15 protein-coding genes are annotated in these 18,342 nt (G+C 56.1%); 6 read left to right on the plus strand and 9 right to left on the minus strand.

The window, feature by feature from the left end:
• Positions 1–48 precede the first annotated feature (48 nt).
• Entirely contained in the window at positions 49–915 is an 867-nt protein-coding gene (gene mscS, locus AC1RKG_RS19285; protein WP_493183602.1) for a small-conductance mechanosensitive channel MscS, read from the minus strand.
• Positions 916–1,120: 205 nt separating this feature from the next.
• Between mscS and AC1RKG_RS19290 the strand changes: the two genes are divergently transcribed.
• The gene (locus AC1RKG_RS19290; protein ID WP_044553305.1) at positions 1,121–1,789 is read left to right on the plus strand and encodes a DUF1345 domain-containing protein; all 669 of its coding nucleotides are present in this window, start codon (positions 1,121–1,123) and stop codon (positions 1,787–1,789) included.
• Between the two features lie 56 nt (positions 1,790–1,845).
• Here the strand turns inward: AC1RKG_RS19290 and fbaA are convergent, their stop codons facing one another.
• The 4 genes from fbaA to AC1RKG_RS19310 form a co-directional block, all read right to left on the minus strand.
• Positions 1,846–2,925 carry a class II fructose-bisphosphate aldolase gene (gene fbaA / locus AC1RKG_RS19295; RefSeq protein ID WP_020828522.1) on the minus strand — a complete coding sequence of 360 codons (1,080 nt, stop codon included), beginning with the start codon at positions 2,923–2,925 and terminating at the stop codon, positions 1,846–1,848.
• 116 nt (positions 2,926–3,041) lie between these two features.
• Positions 3,042–4,205, minus strand: coding sequence for a phosphoglycerate kinase (gene pgk / locus AC1RKG_RS19300; RefSeq protein WP_020828523.1), 1,164 nt, complete (start codon positions 4,203–4,205; stop codon positions 3,042–3,044).
• Positions 4,206–4,276: 71 nt separating this feature from the next.
• A complete protein-coding gene (gene epd / locus AC1RKG_RS19305) occupies positions 4,277–5,293 on the minus strand; it encodes an erythrose-4-phosphate dehydrogenase (RefSeq protein ID WP_020828524.1) in 1,017 nt (338 codons plus the stop codon).
• A gap of 323 nt (positions 5,294–5,616) precedes the next feature.
• Positions 5,617–6,576: a LysR family transcriptional regulator gene (locus tag AC1RKG_RS19310; RefSeq protein ID WP_185959367.1), complete on the minus strand. Its 960-nt coding sequence runs from the start codon at positions 6,574–6,576 to the stop codon at positions 5,617–5,619.
• A gap of 79 nt (positions 6,577–6,655) precedes the next feature.
• Here AC1RKG_RS19310 and AC1RKG_RS19315 point away from each other — a divergent pair, with 79 nt between their 5' ends.
• The 5 genes from AC1RKG_RS19315 to AC1RKG_RS19335 all read left to right on the plus strand — a co-directional run bounded on the left by AC1RKG_RS19315 (position 6,656) and on the right by AC1RKG_RS19335 (position 13,380).
• Positions 6,656–7,735, plus strand: a complete 1,080-nt coding sequence (locus AC1RKG_RS19315; RefSeq protein ID WP_493183603.1) for a tartrate dehydrogenase — start codon at positions 6,656–6,658, stop codon at positions 7,733–7,735.
• Between the two features lie 379 nt (positions 7,736–8,114).
• Entirely contained in the window at positions 8,115–9,713 is a 1,599-nt protein-coding gene (locus AC1RKG_RS19320; RefSeq protein WP_493183604.1) for a BCCT family transporter, read from the plus strand.
• Between the two features lie 41 nt (positions 9,714–9,754).
• The gene (locus tag AC1RKG_RS19325; RefSeq protein ID WP_020828528.1) at positions 9,755–10,879 is read left to right on the plus strand and encodes an aromatic ring-hydroxylating oxygenase subunit alpha; all 1,125 of its coding nucleotides are present in this window, start codon (positions 9,755–9,757) and stop codon (positions 10,877–10,879) included.
• Positions 10,880–10,923: 44 nt separating this feature from the next.
• Entirely contained in the window at positions 10,924–12,372 is a 1,449-nt protein-coding gene (locus AC1RKG_RS19330; protein ID WP_493183605.1) for an NAD-dependent succinate-semialdehyde dehydrogenase, read from the plus strand.
• Positions 12,373–12,414: 42 nt separating this feature from the next.
• Positions 12,415–13,380, plus strand: coding sequence for a PDR/VanB family oxidoreductase (locus AC1RKG_RS19335; RefSeq protein WP_115058065.1), 966 nt, complete (start codon positions 12,415–12,417; stop codon positions 13,378–13,380).
• Between the two features lie 42 nt (positions 13,381–13,422).
• Here the strand turns inward: AC1RKG_RS19335 and AC1RKG_RS19340 are convergent, their stop codons facing one another.
• The 4 genes from AC1RKG_RS19340 to AC1RKG_RS19355 form a co-directional block, all read right to left on the minus strand.
• Complete coding sequence (locus AC1RKG_RS19340) at positions 13,423–14,493, minus strand: ABC transporter ATP-binding protein (protein WP_046372679.1); 1,071 nt, start codon at positions 14,491–14,493, stop codon at positions 13,423–13,425.
• Positions 14,486–16,255 (minus strand): ABC transporter permease, encoded by a 1,770-nt coding sequence (locus AC1RKG_RS19345; protein WP_020828532.1) that lies wholly within the window; start codon positions 16,253–16,255, stop codon positions 14,486–14,488. The genes AC1RKG_RS19340 and AC1RKG_RS19345 overlap by 8 nt, the downstream gene beginning before the upstream one ends.
• An 82-nt stretch (positions 16,256–16,337) precedes the next feature.
• Positions 16,338–17,393: an ABC transporter substrate-binding protein gene (locus AC1RKG_RS19350; RefSeq protein ID WP_369982361.1), complete on the minus strand. Its 1,056-nt coding sequence runs from the start codon at positions 17,391–17,393 to the stop codon at positions 16,338–16,340.
• 352 nt (positions 17,394–17,745) lie between these two features.
• Positions 17,746–18,342, minus strand: a 597-nt coding sequence (locus AC1RKG_RS19355; RefSeq protein ID WP_493183606.1) for a transketolase-like TK C-terminal-containing protein, incomplete at its 5' end; no start/stop codon positions are given.

An 18,342-nucleotide genomic window follows, 5' to 3' on the forward strand; every position in this document is an offset into this window, starting at 1 on the left:
GATCTCGCCTCGGCCTGCAGTAAAAAAGGGGCCGTGGCCCCTTCTCACTTATTCTGCTTTCGCTGTGGTCGCATCGTTGCGGTACAGATGAACATCCATCTGCGGGAACGGAATGCCGATATTGTTGGCATCCAGCGCGCGCTTGAAGTTCTCCATCAGATCGAAGTATACGTTCCAGTATTCCGCATTGGTGGTCCAGGAACGGGTGACAAAGTTCAGTGAAGATGGCGCCATCTCGTTCAAGCGTACGGTTACGCCTTTGGCGTGCATGATGCGCTTGTCGGCAGCGATCACATCACCCAACACTTTTTTCACCACGTCGATATCGGCGTTATAAGCCACGCCAACCACGATGTCTACGCGGCGGTTTGGCTCGCGAGAATAGTTGATGATGTTGCCGGCGATGATTTTGCCGTTCGGCACCACGATGGTTTTGTTGTCTGCGGTACGCAGCGTGGTGGAGAAAATCTGCACCTGGTCGACGGTACCGGCTACGCCGCCCAGATCGACATATTCACCGGCACGCAGTGGACGGAAGGCCACCAGCAGCACGCCTGCAGCGAAGTTGGACAGTGAGCCCTGCAGCGCCAGGCCGACGGCCAAACCTGCGGCACCCAACACGGCGATCACCGAGGTGGTCTGAACGCCAACGCGCCCCAGCACGGCGATAAAGGTGAAGGCCAGAATGCCGTAACGCGCCATGGCAGACAGGAAGTCGGCAACCGTGGCGTCAATACCGCGCAGCTTCATCACCCGGCTTAATGCATTGCTGACTACGCGTGCAATGATCGAACCGATGATGAAAATAACGATCGCCGCGACGATGTTCACCGCGTACTGAATCAATAAGTCCTGGTTCTGCACCAGCCAGTTACCGGCACCATTAATGCCATCTACTACATTCAGATCTTTCATTCGTGTCGTCCTAACTTGTCCCTAAGGGGATAAACTCGCAAAAAAACTGACATCAGCCGTCAGTCGGAAACCACCGCCTTAGGTTAACCAACATTTCCACCGCATGCCAACCGTAAGCGTCAAAAATAGCCGAAACAGCCGCCACGCTTCTTCTATGCTGAACACAGCGCTATCGCCTTTATAACGATAAGGAACTTCATCGGTTATGCACATTCCATCGTCAATCAAACACTACTGGCAGGTTCGGCCAAGGCTGCTGCTGTCCGTCGGTGCGGGCATCTTGTGCTACCTGCTGCTGCCCGCCACGCTTTCTGAGCTGCAGCGACTGATGCTCGGCTGGAACGTTTTGGCCTGGTGCTATCTGCTGTTTCTCTGGCGACTGATGCTGATCAGCACGCCAAAACACATCCGCCAACTGGCACGGGCACAGGATGAGAGCGCCAGTATGGTGCTGGCACTGGTCAGCATCGGTTGTCTGGTGAGCATTTTATCCATTCTGTTTGAGCTGAGCACCGCCAAACAGGTCAGCGATTCTCTGAAGACGCTGCATCTGGCGCTGACCGGCGCGACGCTGGTGGTGTCCTGGTTACTGCTGCCCACGGCATTTACCATGCACTATGCCCATCAGTTTTATCGTCAGGGTGCACAGCAGGATCCGCTGCCGCTGCTGTTTCCCGGCGAGCTCAAAGAACCGACCTATTGGGACTTTGCCTATTTCTCGTTTACCATCGCGGTGGCTTCGCAAACTGCCGACGTGGCCGTCGGTGCGGCCGAGGTGCGCAAAGTCGCTCTACTGCAATCGGTGATTTCCTTTGTTTTCAATCTGGTGATCCTGGGGCTGTCGATTAACGTCGGCGCCAGTCTGTTGGGCTAGCAACAAAAAAGGCTCCCCGAAGGGAGCCTTTCAATATGGCTAACAGCTGACCGAGATTACAGAACGTCTACTGCGTTCAGATCTTTGAAAGCCTGTTCCAGACGAGTAATCATGGAAGTCTGGGCTGAACGCAGCCATACGCGTGGATCGTAGTATTTCTTGTTCGGCTGGTCGGCGCCTTTCGGGTTGCCCAACTGGCCCTGCAGGTAAGCTTCGTTCGCTTTGTAGTACTGCAGGATACCGTCCCAGGTTGCCCATTGGGTGTCGGTATCGATGTTCATTTTGATCACGCCGTAACCTACGGATTCTTTGATCTCTGCGTCGGTAGAACCGGAACCGCCGTGGAACACGAAGTTCAGGCTGTTGTGCGGCAGATTGAATTTCTTGGACACGTAGTCCTGAGAATCACGCAGGATGGTCGGAGTCAGTTTAACGTTGCCTGGCTTGTATACGCCGTGCACGTTACCGAAGGACGCTGCGATGGTGAAGCGTGGGCTGATGGCGTTCAGTTTTTCGTACGCGTAAGCCACGTCTTCCGGTTGGGTGTACAGAGCGGATGCGTCCATATGGCTGTTGTCCACGCCATCTTCTTCACCGCCGGTGCAGCCCAGTTCGATTTCCAGGGTCATACCGATCTTCGCCATGCGAGTCAGGTATTTGCTGCAAATTTCGATGTTTTCTTCCAGGGACTCTTCAGACAGGTCGATCATGTGAGAAGAGAACAGTGGCTTACCGGTAGCCGCGAAGTGTTTCTCGCCAGCGTCCAGCAGGCCGTCCAGCCATGGCAGCAGTTTCTTCGCACAGTGGTCGGTGTGCAGAATAACCGGCACGCCGTAATGCTCAGCCATCTGGTGAACATGATGTGCACCAGAGATAGCGCCCAGAATTGCTGCACCCTGAGGAACGTCAGTCTTCACGCCTTTACCGGCGATGAACGCGGCACCGCCGTTAGAGAACTGTACGATTACCGGAGCACGCACCTTCGCTGCTGTTTCCAGCACGGCGTTGATGGAGTCGGTACCTACGCAGTTCACTGCTGGCAGAGCAAAGTTGTTCTCTTTAGCTACTGCGAATACTTTCTGAACGTCATCACCAGTGATGACACCCGGTTTTACGAAATCAAAAATTTTAGACATGTTACTTTGTCCTGTTTCGTCGGCCGTAGATGGATGTAAATCGATTTTTCATGCCGCGCCGCATTATGCCGCGCGGTATAAAACAAACGGGCGGCTTTCGCCTCCCGTTGTCTGAATTACTGCTTAGCGCGCTCTTCCAGCATCACGACCGCCGGTAACGCTTTACCTTCCACGAATTCCAGGAAGGCGCCGCCGCCGGTTGAGATGTAGGAAATCTTGTCAGCAATGCCGAACAGGTCGATTGCTGCCAGGGTGTCGCCGCCGCCTGCGATAGAGAAGGCTTCGCTGTCTGCGATAGCGCGAGCGACAATTTCGGTGCCCTTACGGAAGTTAGGGAACTCGAATACGCCAACCGGGCCATTCCACAGAATGGTTTTGGCGTTCTTCAGGATAACGGCCAGACGCTCGGCTGAGACGTCGCCCATATCCAGAATTTGCTCGTTGTCCTGAATTTCGTTCGCCTGCTTCACGGTTGCAACCGCAGTTTCAGAGAACTCGGTCGCCACGCGCACGTCGGTCGGAACCGGAATGTCGCAGGTTTCCAGCAGTTTCTTGGCGTTGTCGATCAGATCAGGTTCGTACAGAGACTGGCCCACGTTGTTGCCCTGCGCCGCCACGAAGGTGTTGGCGATGCCGCCACCGACGATCAGCTGATCGGCGATTTTGGACAGGGAATCCAGTACGGTCAGTTTGGTGGAAACTTTAGAACCACCCACGATGGCAACCATCGGACGGGCTGGGTTGCCCAGCGCTTTACCCAGCGCTTCCAGCTCTGCAGACAGCAGCGGGCCGGCACAGGCAACAGGCGCGAACTTGCCCACACCATGGGTGGAAGCCTGTGCACGGTGTGCGGTGCCGAAGGCGTCCATCACATACACGTCACACAGTGCCGCATATTTCTTGGACAGGGTTTCGTCGTCTTTTTTCTCGCCCTTGTTGAAACGGACGTTTTCCAGCACGACCAGCTCGCCTTCTGCAACATCAACGCCATCCAGGTAGTCTTTAGCCAGACGTACCGGGTTTTTCAGGTGTTCTTTCAGATAGTTGACAACAGGCAGCAGGGAGAATTCTTCGTTGTACTCGCCTTCGGTAGGACGACCCAGGTGGGAAGTTACCATCACGCGGGCGCCTTGTTTCAGCGCAGCTTCAATAGTCGGCAGGGAGGCACGGATACGTGCATCGGAAGTCACTTTACCGTCTTTCACTGGAACGTTCAGATCGGAGCGGATCAGAACGCGTTTACCTGCCAGATCCAGATCGGACATGTTAATTACAGACATGGTGAACCCTCTTGGTTGATTCTCTATAAAGTTGCCTGAGCGGCGCACCGGCCAGTGCCGATGCCGCCGTACTAGAAACCGCTTGCGGCCATTGCCCGTGTTGTATCCAACATCCGGTTGGCAAAGCCCCATTCATTATCACACCAGACCAAGGTCTTGATCAGGTGTTGTCCGCTGACCCGAGTCTGCGTACCGTCGACGATAGCGCTGTGCGGGTCATGGTTAAAATCGATCGAGACTAATGGTAGTTCCGTATAGTCAACTATACCACGAAAAGATCCCCGTGCGGCCATTTGCAACAGCTGGTTGACCTCTGCCACTTTCACCGCCGAACTGACGCTGACGCTGAGATCGATGGCCGTCACGTTGATGGTCGGTACACGTACGGAAATCGCTTCAAAACGATCGCAAAACTGCGGAAAAACGCGGGTAATACCGGCGGCCAGCTTGGTGTCGACCGGAATAATCGACTGGCTCGCCGCGCGGGTGCGCCGCAAATCCTGGTGATAGGCGTCTATCACTGGCTGATCGTTCATTGAGGAGTGAATGGTGGTCACCGTGCCCGACTCGATGCTGTAGGCATCGTCCAGCAGTTTGATCACCGGAATAATGCAGTTGGTGGTGCATGACGCATTGGACACGATGCGGTGTTCCGCCAGCAGCGTCTGATGGTTGACGCCAAACACGATGGTGGCGTCCAGATCGTTGCCGCCGGGGTGAGCGAACAACACTTTTTTCGCCCCCGCCGCCAGATGGGCCTCGCCATCCGCCCGACTGCCGTACACGCCGCTGCAGTCCAGCACCACGTCAACGCCCAGCTCGCCCCAGGGAAGCTGTTCCACCGCCGGCTGATGCAGCAAACGAATGGTATCGTCCCCGACGGTCAACATGTCGCATTCCTGGCGAACATCCCAGGCAAAACGGCCATGGCTGGAGTCGTATTTCAGCAGGTGGGCCATCCCCTCGGCGTTCGCCAATTCGTTGATCGCCACCACGGAAATTTCCGCTCTTCGTCCCGACTCATACAGTGCGCGTAAAACGCTGCGGCCTATGCGGCCAAAGCCGTTTATCGCTATGCGGATTGTCATGCTGCTCCTGAAAAAGGGCCTTCTCACACCGGGCATGCTCACCCTATCTGAGAGAGCGCTGATAGGTTATCAAGCTCACTCGCATAGAGTACTTTAGCGCACCGCCTGCTGTGAATCGCCACGTCGCATTATTCCTTCCATCAGCCGCGTGTTCATCACCTTCACTCCGGCGTTTCAGTTGAATCCTGATGCAACTGAAACGCTTCAGCTGAGCATAAACCAAAGTTTTGCCAAAAGGAACAGATGCGACAGCTCGCCTGACAACTGATCGACACTTTGCGGGAATAAAATGATCTGGCGCACACTTTTGCCTCCTCCTTGCCCTAGCGACGCGCCAGGTATTCCGACAACAACGAGGCTTCGCCATAGTGTTGGCGGAAATAATCGCGCAAAAATTCGACGGTAACCCTGACCTTGGCCGAGGTCGCCAGGCGTGAAACGTACACCGCCCAAATATCTGCCGGCTGGTAGTAGTCCGGCAGGATATGCACCAGCCAGCCATTTTCAATACTCTCTCGTACGTCCCAGAAAGAGCGTAGCGCAACGCCCTGTCCGTCCAGGCACCATTGATGCACAATTTCACCGTTGTTGGATGACAGCCCGCCGGTCACCTTCACCGCCTCCTCCCCTTGCGGCCCCTGCAGTCGCCACAGCCCAAAAGGATGGTCACGCTCTTTAATTGCCAGACATGCGCGTCCGGAAAGCTCGCTCAAGGTTTTCGGTGTGCCGTAACGCTGCAGGTATTGCGGAGACGCGCACAAAATGCGTTGGTTCTGCGCCAGCTTGCGGGCAATCAGATTGGGGGCAATGTCATCACCGATGCGGATATCCAGGTCAAAACCTTCGCTGACCAAATCCACCAGCCGATCGGAAACGTCCAGCCGCAGTTCAAGCGCCGGGTATTCCAGCGCCAGCGCCGACAGTGCAGGGCCGACAAAACGCCGACCGAAGCCGAAACTGCTGACAATACGCAACGTACCTTGCGGTGCCTGACGGGCGTCGGAAAGCTCATCCATCATTTGATCGACGTCGTTCAGAATGCGTTGTGCCCACTCGTAAATGCGCTCGCCATCTTCGGTGATCGCCACCCGGCGCGTAGTGCGGTGCAGCAACGACACGTCCAGCGCCTTTTCCAACAGCGCAATACGTTTGCTGATGAATGCCGGTGAAACGCCCAGCTCGTCGGCGGCGGCGGCAAAACCGGCGCGGCGCGCCACCAACACAAACACCCGCAGGTCACTCAGGATAGGTAGATTATTCATGATTCGTGTTTTATGTTTCACCGTTTCCAGCATTGATTAACAGTTAGTCAATTATAGGATGGAAGGGATGTCAATCGCCCCTCTTCACAAGTGAGATCCTATGAGCAAAAGCTATAAAATCGCCGCCATACCGGGAGACGGTATTGGCCAGGAAGTGATGCAGGAAGGCATTCGGGTGTTGCAAGCTGCTGCCGCGCGTTGGGATTTGTCCCTGGAGTTTGAAACCTTCGAATGGGCCAGCTGCGATTATTACCTGCAGCACGGCCAGATGATGCCGGACGATTGGTTCGAGCAACTACAAGGCTTTGACGCCGTCTATTTTGGTGCCGTCGGCTGGCCGGACAAGGTGCCGGACCATATCTCGCTGTGGGGCTCATTGCTAAAATTCCGTCGCGATTTCGATCAGTACGTCAACCTGCGTCCGGTGCGCTTGTTCCCCGGCGTGCCCTGCCCGCTGGCAAATAAGAACCCGGGGGATATCGATTTTTACGTGGTGCGTGAAAATACCGAAGGGGAGTACTCGTCGCTCGGCGGCCGAATGTTTGAAGGCACAGAACGCGAAATGGTGATCCAGGAGTCGGTGTTCACCCGCCACGGCGTCGACCGCATTTTGAAATACGCCTTTGAACTGGCGCAACAACGCCCGCGCAAGACGCTCACCGCCGCCACAAAATCCAACGGAATGGCGATCAGCATGCCGTATTGGGATGAACGCGTAGCCGCCATGGCGCAGCAGTATCCGGACATTCGCTGGGACAAACAGCATATCGATATTCTTTGCGCGCGCTTCGTGCTGCAACCCGAACGTTTCGACGTGGTGGTGGCCTCCAACCTGTTCGGCGACATCCTGTCCGATCTTGGCCCGGCCTGCGCCGGCACTATCGGTATCGCGCCTTCGGCCAACCTTAACCCCGAGCGCAATTTCCCTTCACTGTTCGAGCCGGTGCACGGTTCCGCACCGGATATTTTCGGCAAAAACATCGCCAACCCTGTCGCCATGATCTGGGCCGGTGCCATGATGCTGGACTTCCTCGGTAAGGATGAACCACGCTATCGCCAGGCGCACGACGGTATTCTCGCCGCCATCGAACAGGTTATCGCCTGCGGACCACGTACCCCGGACATGCACGGCGATGCCACCACCCAGCAGGTCGGTCAGGCGATCGCCGCCCTGCTTTAACCTAAACATTCACACCATAAATGACCATGCAGAGCGATATATATCGCTCTGCATAGTCACGTGCTAATTTTGTATTCCTCCATAAATTCTCATCGTAATTCGCTGAAAAACCCCCGAAAACCCACACTAATTCTCCGGTCAAGATCACAACAAATTATTTACATACCGTGTTTTATCCCTTCACAGATACCTCAATTGTGGCAGTTGGGTAATTTGTGCACACTCTCAAATGTTAATGAAGGGTAAAAACTCATGACATCTAGCGTGTCGAGATACCTGCCCTACGTGGTCTAACAAACGGCTTAACGCCAATCAATAAGGCCGATAAGCGTGCTGATTGCACGCAACGGCCAACCACAAATAACAGGAGTTCACTCCCATGCAGAGCACGCCTAAAAAGGATGTCATGCTCATCGCGATCAGTCTGTGCAGCATCACGCTGATCGCTATCTGCCTGATGCTATTTCCAACACAATCCGCACTGGTAGCCACCACCATTTTTAACGCGGTCACCCGCCTGTTCGGTTCGACCATTCAGGTGCTGGTACTGATGGCACTGCTGGTGGTGCTTTATCTGGCCTTAAGCAAATATGGCAATATCCGCCTTGGTGAAGGCAAGCCGCAGTACTCCACTCTAGCCTGGGTGTTTATGTTCATCTGCGCTGGGCTGGGTTCCTCAACCCTGTACTGGGGCGTAATGGAATGGGCCTATTACTATCAAACGCCCGGGCTGAATATCGCACCACGCACGCCAAAAGCATTGGAATACAGCATCAGCTACTCGTTCTTCCACTGGGGGCTGAGTGCCTGGGCAACCTATGCCTTGGCCTCACTGATCATGGCCTATCACTTTCATGTCCGTAAAAATAAAGGCTTGAGCCTGTCCGGCATTATCTCGGCCATCACAGGTGCACGCGCCGACGGCCCTATAGGGCGAGCGGTAGATCTTATTTTCCTGGTTGCTACCGTGGGTGCATTGACTATTTCACTGGTGTTAACCGCCTCCACCTTCACCCGCGGGCTGACGGCATTAACCGGTATTCCAGACACCTTCGCATTACAGGCCACAGTGATCCTATTGGCCGCAGTAATTTTCTGCCTCAGCTCGTACATTGGTATCGACGGCGGCATGCAGCGGCTGAGCAAAATGGTCGGCTGGGGGGCGTTTATCTTCGCCGCACTGGTACTGTTGGTCGGCCCGACCGAATTCACCATTAATAACACCGTTAACGCTATCGGTCTGACGGCGCAGAATTTCCTGCAGATGAGCCTGTTTACCGACCCCATGGGAGACGGCAGCTTTAGCCGCAGTTGGACAGTGTTCTACTGGCTGTGGTGGATTTCCTATACGCCTGGCGTGGCCATGTTTGTGACCCGGGTTTCTCGCGGGCGCAAGATCAAAGAGGTGATTTGGGCCCTGCTGCTCGGCAGCACCCTCGGTTGCTGGTTCTTCTTCGGTTCGCTGGAAAGCTTCGCCATGCATCAATTCATCAGCGGGCAGTTGAACGTACCGGAGATCCTCAACGTTCAGGGCGGAGAAACGGCGGTGCAAATGCTGCTGATGTCGCTACCACTCGGCAAACTGTTCCTGGCGGGCTACCTGTTTATCATGATTATTTTTCTGGCGTCGCATATGGATGCCGTCGCTTACACCATGGCGGCCACCAGCACCCGGAATCTGCAAGAGGGGCAGGATCCCAGCCCGATGCTGCGCCTGTTCTGGTGTGTGGTGATCACGCTGATCCCGCTGTCGATTCTGTTCACCGGTGCCTCGCTCGACACCATGAAAACCACCGTTGTCCTAACCGCCTTACCGTTTCTGTTGGTGCTATTGGTCAAAACTTACGGGTTCGCCCGCTGGCTGAAACAGGACTACGCCGCGATACCGGCACACCTGATCGACGTCAGCCGGCCGACGTTGAGCACACCGTCAGAACCTCCGGCCGTTAACCCGTTAAACAACACAACCGTCGTCTGAAACACTCCCGTGGAATAAAAATAAAGAAGAGGAAGGTTATTATGAGCACAGTAATCCCCGCATTGACGTTACCCAAAGACTTCTGCGCCGATGCCCGCGAGGCGTATACCATTCCGGCTCAGTTTTATACTCACCCGGCCGCATTCGATCATGAAAAAGAACGGGTGTTCGCCAACAGCTGGATCTGCGTGGCGCACGGCAGTGAAGTGGCGCAGCCGAATGAATACATCACCCGCGAGATCATCGGCGAAAATATCCTGGTGGTACGCGGTCGCGACAAGGTGTTGCGCGCCTTTTACAACGTTTGCCCACACCGTGGGCACCAATTGTTGTCCGGCGACGGCAAGGCCAAAAACGTCATTACCTGCCCGTACCACGCCTGGGCGTTCAAGCTCGACGGCGAACTGGCCCATGCGCGCAACTGCGAGAACGTGCATAACTTCAATAAAGACATCGCCCATCTGACGCCGGTACGGGTAGAGGAATACGGCGGATTTATTTTTATCAATATGAACCCGCAGGCCGGCAGCGTAGAAGATCAACTGCCCGGCCTGGCGGCCAAGGTGCGCGAGGCCTGCCCGGCGGTAGACGACCTGAAGCTGGCAGCACGTTTCACCACCCTCACCCCGGCCAACTGGAAGAACATCGTCGACAACTATCTCGAGTGCTATCACTGTGCCCCGGCGCACCCCGGTTTCGCCGATTCGGTGCAGGTCGATCGCTACTGGCACACCCTGCACGGCAACTGGACGATGCAGTTTGGCTATGCGCGCCCTTCCGAGCAGTCATTCAAATTCGAGGAAGGCAAAGACGCCAGCTTCCACGGCATCTGGCTATGGCCATGCACCATGTTCAACATCCCGCCGCTGGAAGGCATGATGACGGTGATTTATGAGTTCCCGGTCGATGCGGAAACCACCCTGCAACACTATGACATTTATTTCACCAACGAGGAGCTGACCGCCGAACAACAGAAGTTGATCGAATGGTATCGCGACGTGTTTCGCCCAGAGGATCTGCGGCTGGTGGAAAGTGTGCAGAAAGGGCTGAAGTCACGTGGCTATCGCGGGCAAGGACGCATCATGGTTGACGGTGCGGGCAGCGGCGTTAGCGAACATGGTATCGCGCACTTCCACAACCTGCTGGCGCAGGTCTTCCAACCTTAAATGTACAGGGGCCCCTCGGCCCCGTTAACCCATGAGGTCATCCGGTGAATATTTCCGATCAATTACTGTTCCGCCAGCAGGCGTTTATTAACGGCCAATGGTGCGATGCATCCAATCACGAAACCTTGCCGGTCAGCGATCCGGCGACCGGCCAACTTATAGGCCAGGTGCCGAACATGGCACAACCCGAAGCACAACACGCCATAGCCTGCGCACAGCAAGCGCTGGCAGGCTGGCGTAGTCTGCCAGCCCAACAACGGGCACTGCATCTGCGCCGCTGGTTCGAATTGATGCTGGAGCACCAGCAGGATCTGGCGTCGCTAATGACGCAGGAACAAGGTAAACCGCTGGCAGAATCGTTGGGCGAAATCCGCTATGCCGCTTCGTTTGTCGAGTGGTTCGCCGAACAGGCAAAGCGCACCAACGGCGATATCATTCCTTCACCCAGTGCTGACAAGCGCCTGATGGTGATCAAACAAGGCATCGGCGTTTGTGCCGCCATTACGCCGTGGAACTTCCCAGCGGCGATGATCACCCGAAAAGCGGCACCGGCACTGGCGGCCGGCTGCACGCTGATCGTTAAGCCCGCCAATGAAACGCCTTATTCGGCGCTGGCAATGGCGGAGCTGGCTAACCGTGCGGGCATTCCCGCTGGGGTTTTCAACGTGATCACCGGCAATTCACAGATCATCGGTGCCGAGCTGACCAGCAATCCGCTGGTCCGTAAGCTGAGCTTTACCGGTTCCACCCCGGTTGGCCGCGTGTTGATGCGCCAAAGCGCCGACACCATCAAAAAGGTCTCTCTGGAACTGGGTGGCAATGCGCCCTTTATCGTGTTCAAGGATGCGGATATCGACGCTGCCGTTGAGGGTGCATTAGTCGCCAAATACCGTAACGCGGGGCAAACCTGTGTTTGCGCTAACCGTTTCTATATCCACCGTGACGTTTACCCGCAGTTCACAGAAAAATTTGTCGCTCGGGTAGCGGCGCTGAAAGTGGGTAACGGCTTCGATCACGATGTGCAAATAGGTCCGTTAATCAACCGTAAAGCACGAGACAAGGTCATGGAACTGCTGAACGATGCACAAAACAAAGGGGCCATCCTACTCACCGGCGGTCATCCGCACCCGCTGGGCGGCAATTTCTTCACGCCGACGGTACTGGGGGACGTTCAAGCCGGCTCACTCTTGCTGGAAGAAGAGATTTTCGGCCCGGTCGCACCGCTGGTGGTCTTTGACGATGAAGCAGAAGTGCTGCAACGCGCAAATGACACGATCTATGGGCTGGCGGCCTATTTCTACACGCGCGATGCTGCGCGCATCTGGCGGGTTTCGGAGCAGTTAGAATACGGCATGGTAGGCATCAACACTGGCCTGATATCCAACGAGGTGGCACCGTTCGGTGGCGTCAAACAGTCCGGTCTGGGGCGTGAAGGCTCCACCTATGGCATAGACGATTATCTGGAACTGAAATATCTGTGCCAGGCGGTATAACCTGTTATGCGCGGGCGCAGCCCGTGCTCTGGAGTGAATAACATGTCCAGTTATCGGATGTTTGATGTCCGCGTGATCGAAATCGAAACCATTACCGCGCAGGTAAAGCGTTTTACTCTGGCGGACCCGATGCAGCGGCCGTTGCCGGCCTTCAGTGGCGGCAGCCATATCATCGTGCAGATGCAACAGGGGGAACAGCGCTACAGTAATGCCTACTCCCTGCTCAGTTCCCCTTTCGACTTGCAGCACTATCAGATAGCCGTACGGCGCGAGTCGCCCTCGAAAGGCGGGTCGAATTTTATGCATGACAACCTACAGGTAGGCGATACGCTGACCATCAGCACGCCGAACAATCTGTTTGCATTGGCGCCGATGGCGGAACAACACCTGCTGATTGCCGGCGGCATCGGCATTACGCCGTTTATGGCACAACTGCATGAACTGCACCAGCGCGGTCAACGTTACCGGCTGCACTATTGTTTCCACAGCGAAGAACAGAATGCTTTTCAGGCACAGCTGCTGACTTCCCCCTTTGCTGAACATGTCCACTGCCATGTTTCCACCCAGGGTAGCCGTTTAGATTTGGCACGCCTGCTGGCAGACATCGAACCTGCAACCCATATTTACGTGTGTGGCCCACCGGCGTTGAACGATGCGGTATTGCAGGCGGCTTCCGCGCACGGGATTGAGAAGGCACGTCTGCACCGCGAGGCCTTTGCCGTCACTGACAGCCAAGGGAAAGCCTTTACGCTGGTGTTGGCTCGCTCAGGGATTGAGCTGGAAGTGGCACCAGAGATGACCATTCTGCAGGTGCTGGAAAACAGCAAGGCAGCGAAAGTGGAATGCCTATGCCGGGAAGGTATTTGCGGCACCTGTGAAACGCGAATTATTGAAGGGGAAGCTGACCACCGCGATCAGTATCTGAGCGAGGAGGAACGAGAAGCGCAGCAGAGCCTATTGATATGCTGCTCAAGGGCCAAGGGGCAACGGCTGGTACTGGATTTGTAGTTCAACCAACCGCGCCCGCCACAGGCGCGGTTATTGTTGAAGCTAGGCCTTGGGGAAAATCCACAGGTGCTCTGCCGGCAAGGACAGCCGGCAAAGCGTCTGTCCACGCACTTCGGTGCCATAAGCCCGCACCACGAAATCTTCAGCAACGGTGCGGAACAGGTATTCCCAACGATCGCCCAGGTACATGCTGGTCAGCAGTGGCAACTCCAGTTGGTTGCCCTGGGGATCCTCACCCAGGCGCACGCGTTCTACCCGGATCACCGCCGTGGCTTCATCGCCAACCTTTACCCCTGCGCCTGCCATGCCCCACAGCGCCCAATCTTTCCCTTCGATGCGCGCCTTGCCCTCGCTCATCTCGGTGATTTTGCCGAACAGGCGGTTATTGCTGCCCATAAACTCGGCGGTAAACAGGGTCGAGGGGGAGCCGTACATTTCCTGTGGCGTGCCCTGCTGTTCGATCTTGCCGTTGTTGAGCAACAAAATGCGATCGGAAATGGCCATCGCCTCGTTCTGATCGTGGGTCACCATCAGCGCCGACAACCCCAGCTTGATAATCAGTTCACGCAGGAACACCCGCGCCTCTTCGCGCAGCTTGGCATCCAGGTTGGATAGCGGCTCATCCAGCAGGATCACCGGCGGGTTGTACACCAACGCCCGACCAATCGCCACGCGCTGCTGCTGGCCGCCGGACAGCTGATGCGGATGGCGTTTGCCCAGATGCCCCAGTCCCAGTTGATCCAGCACCCCTTGCACCCGCTGGGTAATTTCCGCCGTGGAAACTTTGCGTAATTTCAGCGGATAGGCGACGTTCTCAAACACGGTTTTATGCGGCCACAGGGCATAGGACTGAAATACCAGCCCGAGGTTGCGCTCCTCCGCCGGGATCTCGCTGCGCGCAGTGCCGTCATACACCTTATTGCTGCCAATGATAATGCTGCCCTGCGTTGGCTTCTCCAGCCCGGCGACCGCCCGCAACAGCGTCGTTTTACCGCTGCCCGACGGCCCCAGCAGCGAAACCACCTCGCCGCGCTTTAGCTGCATCGAAACGCCTTTCAGCACCGGGTTGTCGCCGTAGGTCAAATGCAGGTTCTCTACCGAAAGTTCAATCATGTAATTTCACTCCAAAGCGCAAGGCGATCCCCAGCCCCAGCACCACCAGCAGGATGTTAATGAAGGAGAGCGCGGCCACGATATCAATGGCACCCGCCGCCCACAGCGAAACCAGCATCGAACCTATGGTTTCGGTGCCTGGAGACAACAGGTAAACCCCGGTGGAATACTCTCGCTCGAAAATCAGGAACATCAGCAACCACGAGCCGATCAGGCCATAGCGCGACAGCGGAATAGTCACATGACGAGTGATCTGCCCACGGGAGGCACCGGCACTGCGCGCCGCCTCTTCCAGTTCAGGGCCGACCTGCAACAGCGTCGAGGAGATCAACCTCAGGCCGTAGGCCATCCACACCACGGTATACGCCAGCCAAACGCTGAAGATGGTGCTGCGTAAAGAACGTAGCCAGACAATCAGGTTTTCCCGCAGCCATTCGGCGACCGGCAGGGCCGATAACCAGCCCTCTTTCAGCGACTTGTCCAGCCACATCGGCAGGAACAGGAACACCCACAGGAACGCCAGCCCCGCCAGCAAACCCGGCACCGCACGCGGTACCAGCACGCTGTAATCAAGAAAACGGGTAGCACCGTCGGGTTTGCGGTGCATGGCAATGCCGATGAACAGATAACAGACTACCGCCAGAGCACCGCCGATCACCCCTATCGCCATCGAGTTGACGATGGCTCGCAACAGGTTGGGTTGCTGCCAGATGGTGCGGAAGGTATTGAGCGACAGCTCGTCCCAGATAGAAACACCCACGCCCCAGTTGGAAATAAAGGCACGCAGCACCACGCCCACCAGTGGCACACCTATGGTCACCGTCAGCCAAAACACCACCACCGCACCGGCGACCCAGCGCCATTTGCCCAGCGGCAGCGCCCGCGCCTGCGACGCCTTGCCCTTGACGGTGACGAAACGGTTGGCGGTACGCATCAGACGGCGCTGCAACATCACCAGCGGAATGGTGATGCAAATCAGCACCACCGCCACTGCCGCCATCAGGTGGTAAGACGGCGTGCCCAGCTTGTTGGTCAGTTGATACAGGTAGGTCGCCAGCACCAGGTTCCCTTCCGGATCGCCCAGCACCAGCATCAGGCCGAACACCTCCAGCCCGAGAAAGAACAGCAATACGCCGGCATACAGAATCGAAGGGCGTACCATCGGCAAGCTGACGGCCGTCATGACCTGCAAGGGCGAAGCGCCTGCCGTACGAGCGGCCTCCTCCACGTCGGAGCCGACGCTGCGCAAGGCCGAGGAAATATAAAGATAAGCGTGCGGCACGTGGGTTAATCCGGCAATGACCACAATGCTGGCCATCGAGTAGATATTCCAGGGCACAAAGCCCAGCAGCGATTCCGCCCATAGCGAGAAGAAGCCGACCGGCCCGGCGGCCACCACGTAGCCAAAGCCCAGCACCATCGGTGAGACAAAGATCGGCACCAGGATCAGCGGTTCAATAAACCGACGACCGGGCAAATCGGTTCTGACCATCAAAAAGGCCAGAATACCTCCCAGCGGAATGGCGATCACCACTAAGCCAAAGGCCAGGATAAAGCCACTTTTCAGCGCCTTGTAAAAGTCGGGATCGGTGAAAATAAACTCGAACGCCTCAAGGCTAAAAACCTTGGAGGGCGAAAAAAAAGGTGCGGAGAGAAAACTTTGAATCACGATAAATGACAGCGGCACATAGATAACCAGCGCGGTTATCACCACCACCAAGCCACGCGGCAGGCTCTGCCACTTTCTGCGCCATGTATTCATAATCTATCCCAATGGTTGTAAACATCGACCACCAAAGGGCGCGCGCCTCCCTGGCAGACGCGCGTCCGGAGCCTGTCCTAATTTATTTTGCCGCGGCGGTACGCCATTGCTTGATGTAGTCCAGTCGTTTGGCTGGCTGCAGGTACTCCAACAGGCTCTCGTCCACCGGAATAGGCTTCAGCGCGTTGCCAAGCATTTTGGTCATGCCGTCGATGTCGTTTTTGCCTTCAATGTCATTACGGATAGAGGGAATATCCGCCTGGTTGGCGAGAATGCTCTGGCCCTTTTCCGACAAGACGTAGTTAAGCCAAAGTTTTGCCGCGTTGCTGTTGGCAGCCTCTTTGCTGATAAAGGACACGCGCGACAGCACCAGGGTGTAATCTTTCGGGTAAGCAATGCCCAGAGAAGGGTCAGTTTTGGCGCGGGCTTCGGCGTAGGAGCCCAGAATGTTGAAACCAATCAGGTTTTCACCGGACGATACCCTTTCCATCATGGTACCGGTGGACGACTGCACGGCCAGACCGCCTTTGGCAACGTCAGCCAGCGTAGCGAAATAGTTCGGATCGGCCTTGAAGTCCTGCACCGACAGCATGAAGCCCAACCCTGATTTTTCAATGTCATAGGTCGTGACTTTCTTTTTAAACTTGTCGGTTTGACTGGCGATCAGCTTTGCCAGCGCAGCGTGCGAGTCCGGCACATCCCCCTGCGGGATCAGCCGTTTGTTATAAATGAAGACCACCGGCTCATAGGTGGTGCCGTAAGCTCTCTCTTTCCAGACCGCCCACTTGGGCAGTTGGCCCTGTTCCGGCGAGGCGTATTCTTGTGCATAGTCGGTTGCCAGCTTCAGCGCGGTATCCATCGACGAACTCCACACCACGTCACCGCTGGTGCCACCCGCCGCCTGTTCGCTGATATAGCGGTTATACAGCTCGGTGCTGTTCATGTCGTTGTATTCGACCTTAACGCCCGGATACAGCGCTTCGAACCCCTGAATCAACGGTCCTGCGGCTTTGGTATCCGTGGTGGAATACACCACTACCTTGCCCTCTTTCTTCGCGCCATCCACTATTTTCTGATAGTCGGCTGGATAGCCTGCAGGGAACTCAGCGTAAGCAGGCACTGCACCCAGTACCGCCATCGCCACCACCGACGCGCCGATTCTTGTTAACATAATCAACTCCTGGTTACATTTAATAAACTAAAAATTAACATATAGTTAATAAGTGTTCTTAAGCAACGCCGTTGATTTTTTATCTTCGTATTTTGTGAGGTTGGGCGATTTTTGGGCAAGAAAAAGCCCGGCAAGATGCCGGGCTCAGATTGATGACAAAGTCCTTTGCAGTTAAAAATTCCGATCTTGGGACGAATAAAAACAAAGGATTATGTCTTCAGACTTACCCCAAACAGCCGAAAACAACGTTTTTTGGCTGTTTGTCATTAGACTAAGCCCGGCAAGGTGCCGGACCTAGGGTAATGCGACGCGAGATGCCTTATTTCAGCAGTGCCTGCGCCTTGGCCACCACGTTATCCACGGTGAAGCCGAACTCTTTGAACAGCTGCTCTGCCGGTGCCGACTCACCAAAGGTGGTCATGCCCACGATAGCGCCGTTCAGGCCCACGTACTTGTACCAGTAGTCCGCGATACCCGCTTCCACCGCCACGCGGGCAGTGACCGCCGCCGGCAGCACGGATTCACGGTAAGCCGCATCCTGCTTGTCGAAGGCGTCGGTAGACGGCATCGAGACCACGCGCACCTTGGTGCCCGCCGCGCTCAGCTTGTCTGCCGCTTCCACGGTGATGCCCACTTCCGAACCGGTGGCAATCAGGATGACGTCCGGCGTACCGGCACAGTCCTTCAGCACGTAGCCGCCGCGGTAAACGTTGGCCAGCTGCTCCGCGGTACGCGGCTGCTGGGTCAGGTTCTGACGCGAGAAAATCAGCGTGGTCGGGCCGTCATTGCGCTCGATGCCGTACTGCCAGGCAATCGCCGATTCCACCTGGTCACACGGGCGCCAGGTGCTCATGTTCGGGGTCACGCGCAGGCTGGCAATCTGCTCAACCGGCTGGTGCGTCGGGCCGTCTTCGCC

The sequence above is a fragment of the Serratia sp. GW822-FHT06D09 genome, assembly GCF_058799515.1.

Excerpts from the sequence above, each read along its gene's own strand:
- mscS (WP_493183602.1), bottom strand. The coding sequence starts at position 915 with ATGAAAGATCTGAATGTAGTAGATGGCATTAATGGTGCCGGTAACTGG.
- AC1RKG_RS19290 (WP_044553305.1), top strand. The coding sequence starts at position 1,121 with ATGCACATTCCATCGTCAATCAAACACTACTGGCAGGTTCGGCCAAGG.
- fbaA (WP_020828522.1), bottom strand. The coding sequence starts at position 2,925 with ATGTCTAAAATTTTTGATTTCGTAAAACCGGGTGTCATCACTGGTGAT.
- pgk (WP_020828523.1), bottom strand. The coding sequence starts at position 4,205 with ATGTCTGTAATTAACATGTCCGATCTGGATCTGGCAGGTAAACGCGTT.
- epd (WP_020828524.1), bottom strand. The coding sequence starts at position 5,293 with ATGACAATCCGCATAGCGATAAACGGCTTTGGCCGCATAGGCCGCAGC.
- AC1RKG_RS19315 (WP_493183603.1), top strand. The coding sequence starts at position 6,656 with ATGAGCAAAAGCTATAAAATCGCCGCCATACCGGGAGACGGTATTGGC.
- AC1RKG_RS19320 (WP_493183604.1), top strand. The coding sequence starts at position 8,115 with ATGCAGAGCACGCCTAAAAAGGATGTCATGCTCATCGCGATCAGTCTG.
- AC1RKG_RS19325 (WP_020828528.1), top strand. The coding sequence starts at position 9,755 with ATGAGCACAGTAATCCCCGCATTGACGTTACCCAAAGACTTCTGCGCC.
- AC1RKG_RS19335 (WP_115058065.1), top strand. The coding sequence starts at position 12,415 with ATGTCCAGTTATCGGATGTTTGATGTCCGCGTGATCGAAATCGAAACC.
- AC1RKG_RS19340 (WP_046372679.1), bottom strand. The coding sequence starts at position 14,493 with ATGATTGAACTTTCGGTAGAGAACCTGCATTTGACCTACGGCGACAAC.
- AC1RKG_RS19345 (WP_020828532.1), bottom strand. The coding sequence starts at position 16,255 with ATGAATACATGGCGCAGAAAGTGGCAGAGCCTGCCGCGTGGCTTGGTG.
- AC1RKG_RS19350 (WP_369982361.1), bottom strand. The coding sequence starts at position 17,393 with ATGGCGGTACTGGGTGCAGTGCCTGCTTACGCTGAGTTCCCTGCAGGC.